The 5,129-nt window shown below is 68.2% G+C and carries 3 protein-coding genes and 1 pseudogene; 2 read left to right on the top strand and 2 right to left on the bottom strand.

The window, feature by feature from the left end; translation table 11 throughout:
* The coding region (locus Q0W60_RS17165) for a CBS domain-containing protein (protein ID WP_297697298.1) at positions 1–377 on the bottom strand (377 nt) is incomplete at its 3' end.
* 188 nt (positions 378–565) lie between these two features.
* Between Q0W60_RS17165 and Q0W60_RS17430 the strand changes: the two are divergent.
* Positions 566–991, top strand: a pseudogene (locus Q0W60_RS17430) (ANTAR domain-containing protein); the annotation flags it as partial.
* On the opposite strand, the gene Q0W60_RS17160 reads toward Q0W60_RS17430, so the two are convergent.
* Entirely contained in the window at positions 988–4,551 is a 3,564-nt protein-coding gene (locus Q0W60_RS17160; RefSeq protein ID WP_297697297.1) for a BTAD domain-containing putative transcriptional regulator, read from the bottom strand. The pseudogene Q0W60_RS17430 and the gene Q0W60_RS17160 sit on opposite strands and share 4 nt — an antisense overlap.
* A 161-nt stretch (positions 4,552–4,712) precedes the next feature.
* Here Q0W60_RS17160 and Q0W60_RS17155 point away from each other — a divergent pair, with 161 nt between their 5' ends.
* The gene (locus Q0W60_RS17155; RefSeq protein ID WP_297697296.1) at positions 4,713–5,105 is read left to right on the top strand and encodes a nuclear transport factor 2 family protein; all 393 of its coding nucleotides are present in this window, start codon (positions 4,713–4,715) and stop codon (positions 5,103–5,105) included.
* Positions 5,106–5,129 lie beyond the last annotated feature (24 nt).

The raw sequence follows: 5,129 nt of genomic DNA, 5'->3' as shown, positions 1-5,129 counted from the left end.
TAGGACTGCAGGTACGCCCGATGGGCCTCCAGCTCACCGATTCGCGCCTTGACTAGATCCCCCATGCTGACAACACCGTGGAGCTTATCGTCGACCATCACCGGCAGGTGCCGGATCCGCCGGTCGGTCATGATCCGCAGGATGTCATCGACCTCGTCGGTAAGCATGCAGGTGATCACGTCGACATTCATGATGTCCGAGACCGAGTCGTGCACGAGCGACGCTCCGCGCTCGTGCAGGAGGCGGATGAGGTCGCGCTCCCACACCATCCCCACCACCGCGCTGTCGTCGACGACGACCACGGCCCCGACGCGATGCTTGGCCATTGCGGCGAGCAGGATGGCGACCGGCGCGTCCGGCCTTACAGTTGCGACCACCGCTGCTTTGGCGCGTAGTACATCAGCTATTCGCACCCTAACGGCCCTCCGATCCCACAGGCCGAGACTAACTCTAAGAGTACCTCCAGCGCGGCCGGCGTGCTATGTCTATCGAGCCCGGTACAGCGCGTATTTTCGGCCCGCGCTGCGTCGGCGAGTGCTGAACCACCTCGGCGCGCACCACTTTCAAAGCCGCCCGCATCATCGACCAAGCCCTGGGCATCATCATGAGCCAAAACCGGTGCACCACCGATGAGGCGTTCGAGATCCTGCGGGCCGCCGCCTCGTACCGCAACCTCAAGCTGCGCGACATCGCCCACGACCTCGTCACCGTCAGCGACAAGGTCATTTCAAGATCGTCGGTTAGGCCCAGATCTCGCGCTACAGATGGTTCCATCAGCCGACCCTGGAGTCTCTTTGAAACTGCGAAACGGTTCCATTTGGCGGTCCGCGGGCCAACTGGATGCTGCAAATGGTTCCCATTGGCGGTCCAGCCACGTGCAACGGGTGTCTTGGGGGGCCAGCACCGCGACCATCTCACCGTAGATTCTCAAACTGTGCGCGCTTTCCACCGCTCGGGGGACAAGCCGCCCCGGAACCTCGATGCTACTTAGAGATGATCAACGTCATATCCACTGGCCGTGAGCCCAGCAATGGTGAGGGTGATGGCCGCCTCGTGCGAAAGCAGCCGGCCCCGAGCCTCATGCAGGGCGAAGCGCTCGGCACCCAGGGCGTCGGCGAGCCGGTCCCGAGCCTGCCGCACCTCTTCAGTGATGACCCGCACTTCGATGGCCTCCCGCAGCCGATCGGATGCCCCGAGGATCACCGACGCCCGTTCGGTGTCATCATCGATTTCCAGAACGAGAGCGGCGGTCTCCAGTGCGTCGGCCACCCACCGCCGGGTTCCCAGGTCGGCCAGGAGACCCAGCAGCTCCACGAGAATGCCCGCGGCGCGGCGCGGGTGGCTGGCCAGAACGGCGGTCTCGGCGGCGCGGGTCAGCGCCATGGCGAGAACCGGTCGGGCTTTCAGCCGCCGCGCGGCGCCGACTGCCTGTTCCGCCAGGCGAAGGGCCCGCTCGCCGTCACCAGAGAGGGCGACTAGTGGGCCGAGAGCGGCGAGCGCGTGCGGCTCGACCCATTCGCCGAGGGGATCGCTGCGGGCGACTTCCACGGCCTGTTCGAAATGGTCTCGGGCCCGGTCGTACTCTCCGTCGATGATCGCGGCCCAGCCGAGGTGGTCGTGGCACCAGCCGGCACCGTCCGGCAGGCCGAGACGCTTGTAGCCGGCGAGTGCAGTCTCGAGGAGCGGGCGCGCCTCGGCGGACTTTCCCGAAAGCAGCTTGTACTCGGCTCGCCCCCAATCCGAGTAGGCCGCGCGGCGATCGTCGCCGATCCGCCGTGCCAGCGTGGCCGCTTCCTCTAGGAGCTCGTCGCAGCGGTCGCGGTCGCCTTCAGGAAGGAGGATGGCCCGGATGGCTAGGGCCTCGACATGCCCTGGATGGTCGGCGAGCTCGGGCGCGGAGAACTCGGGCGCGGAGAAGATGCGCTCCACCCAGATGTGGCCGTCAGGGTTGCCGAACCACAGCCATGGCACCCATAGCGCCCCGATCAGGCGCAGCACGGCGTCGGCGTCGCGTTGCGTCCATGACCACTCCAGCGCGGCACGGAAATTCTCCGCATCAGCGAACGCCCCGCAGAGGAAATCCGACCCCAGCGGCGTACCTCGCCACGCTTGAACGCGTGCGACGAAGGCGTCGCGGTGCCGCCGCCGGGCGGTGGCCTCCTCGCCGGCCTCGGCCAGCTTCTCGACCCCGTACTGCCGGATGGTCTCGAGCAGCCGGTAACGAGGTGCAGTGCCCTCGCTATGCACGACGATGAGCGACTTGTCGACCAGCCGGCAGAGCACGTCGAGGGCGTCCTCGTAGGCCACTCCCCCGTCGCCGCCTGACATCACTACCTCGGCCGCCGGCAGATCGAAAGTGTCGGGAAAGATCGCCAGCCGGGCCAGCGCGCGCTGCTCCGCCAGCGAGAGAAGTTCGTAGCTCCAGTCGACGGTCGCTCGCAGTGTCTGTTGATGGGGCACGACGATCCGCTCCCGACCGGTCAGGAACCGGAAGCGGTCATCCAGGCGGTCGGCGACCTGCGCCGGACTGAGCACCTGGACCCGGGCGGCAGCCAGCTCCAGCGCGAGGGGAATGCCGTCGAGACGACGGCAGATCCTGGCGACAGCGGCGGCGTTGGTGGTATCGAGCTCGAACGTGGATCGGGCGGCCCGGGCCCGCTCGCAGAAGAAGGCCACCGCGTCACTGCCGGTGAGCTCGGCAAGGGCGGCGCCGGGAGCCGCCATTGACATCGGCGGCACCTTCCACACCACCTCGCCGGGTACGCCGAGCCGCTCGCGGCTCGTGGCGAGCACGGTCACGCTGGGGCACCGAATCAGAAAGGCGTGGACGAGACGGGCGACTGCCTCGATGAGATGTTCGCAATTGTCGAGCAGGACAAGCGTCTGCCGCGTCGCCAGATGGCGGATGAGACGATCTTCCACAGCCTCCGGGCTGTCGAAGGCGCTGGTCTCGAAGGTGAGCGCCACGGCCACCGCCGAAGCCACCTGCGCCCCCTCGCGCAGCGCGGCGAGCTCGGCTATCCAGACGCCGTCAGGGTAGGCCGGCAGTGCAGCCGCCGCGCCTTGGATGGCGAGCCGGGTCTTCCCCGCCCCTCCGGCCCCAGTGAGGGTGAGCAGTCGAGATCCGGCGAGCAGCATGCTCAGCTCGTCGAGCTCCCGGGCCCGCCCGATGAAAGGGGTGAGTGCCACGGGCAAGTTGTGGCGATGCGCGGCGAGGCTGCGCAGAGCTGGGAACTGCGACGACAGCGCAGGATGGGCCACCTGGAACACCCGCTCGACACGGGCCAGGTCGGCGAGCCGGTGCTCCCCCAAGTCGAGGAGAGCCACCTCAGCCGGAAGATCAGCGCCGATCAGCTCTGCGGCCGCATGGGAGCAGAGCACCTGACCCCCGGAGGCAGTAGCCAGGAGGCGGGCGACCCGGTTCAGTGCAGGGCCGAAGTAGTTATCTTCGCGGCGCTGCGCCACCCCCGCGTGGATCGCCATCCGCACCCGAAGCGGCCCGGGGGCGGCCCAGGCGCTGGACGCCAGCGCCTGTTGGGCCGCCACAGCGGCGGCGAGGGCGTCGGGGGCAGCCCGAAACGCCGCGGCCATCCCATCTCCGGTGTGGCTGAAGACCTCCCCTCCTGCGGCTTCGATGGCGGCGCGGAGCAACTCGTCGTGCCGCGCCAGGTCGACCGTCATCGCTTCCGGATCGCCTTCCCACCGCCGGGTGCTGGCCTCGATGTCGCTGAAGAGGAACGTGGTCGGCTCCCCTGAGCCTGGCGACGGCCTGGGGGCGCAGCGCGCTGCCAACTGGGGCGCTTGCAGCTCAGGCGCCTGGCGCAGGATGGCGTTCTCCAGGCGGGCGACTTCGAGGCTGGGCTCCAGGCCAAGCTCCTCGGCCAAGAGCCGGCGAAGCTCCTGATACACGCGCAACGCGTCGGCCTGGCGCCCCGAGCGGTACAGGGCCACCATCCGCTGGCCCCACAACCGCTCCCGTAGCGGATGAACCTTGGTCAGATGGTCGAGTTCGGGCACCACCTCGGCATGGCGGCCGCAGCCGAGGTCGGCTTCGACCCGCTCCTCGAGGGCGGCCAGCCGCGCTTCCTCCAGTCGGGTCGCCTCGGCCCGAGCCACCGGAACGTCGGCTAGGTCGGCCAGGGCAGGCCCTCGCCAGAGCGACAGCGCCTGGCGCAACCGCGCCGCGGCCCCTTCGTGGTCTCTTCGGGCGGCGTGCTCGCGTCCCTCGGCCAGGAGATCCTCGAATCGGGCAGCGTCGAGAGCAGCACGCTCGATCTGCAGGAGGTAGCCAGGCGGCTTGGTGACCACGACGGAGTCGCCGCCGCCTTCTCGGAGCGCCTTGCGCAACCGGGAGACGAAGACGCGGAGCGCGCCGGCGGCTCCTTTCTGGGCTTTTCCGTCCCAGAGGTCCTCCACCAGGCGCTCGGCTGGAACGACCCGGTTGGCGGACAGCAGGAGCAGGACAAGGACGGCCCGCTCGCGACTCCCGGGAAGCGCCACCGGCCGCCCCTGGGCGATGACCTCAAGAGGACCAAGGATGCGGAACTCCACCGGGCTGCACCCCTCCCCCTTCGGTGCGGGGTCGACCCTTCAGCCTATGTCCATCCGAGGCGGTAACCCAGTGGTAACGCCCCGTGCAACCTCGCGGGCGCACGCTCACTCACGACCGAAAATGCGGCTGGCAACGGGGCGCTGGGTGCGAGGAGGAAACGATGCCCGAACATCCTCACGTCGAGATCGTGCGGCAAGGCTACGACACCGTCAACAACGGCGATACCGATGCCCTGGCCGAACTCATCGCCGAGAACGTGGTCTGGCACGTTCCCGGACGTAGCTCAATCGCCGGTGACTACCAGGGGCGGGAGACGACCTGCGCCTACTTTGATCGCCTCCATGAGCTCACCGGCGGCACCTACCAGACCGAGCTGCACGTCGCCGTCGGCGACGACGAGCATGTGATCAGCGTCGACCACCGCTTCGCCAGACGTAACGGCAACATCTACGACGAGAATGGGCTCGTCGTTTTCCGCTTCCGTGACGGCAGGATCGTGGAAGCATGGCAGATCTCGATGAGCCCCTACGCCCACGACGCATTCTTCGCCTAGCGATGGGCTGTTTTCCGAGCTAGG

It is taken from the genome of Phenylobacterium sp. (assembly GCF_025934275.1).
In the GTDB taxonomy this organism is placed as follows: Bacteria; Pseudomonadota; Alphaproteobacteria; order Caulobacterales; family Caulobacteraceae; genus Phenylobacterium.
This window is presented reverse-complemented; position numbering and strand designations above follow the sequence as displayed.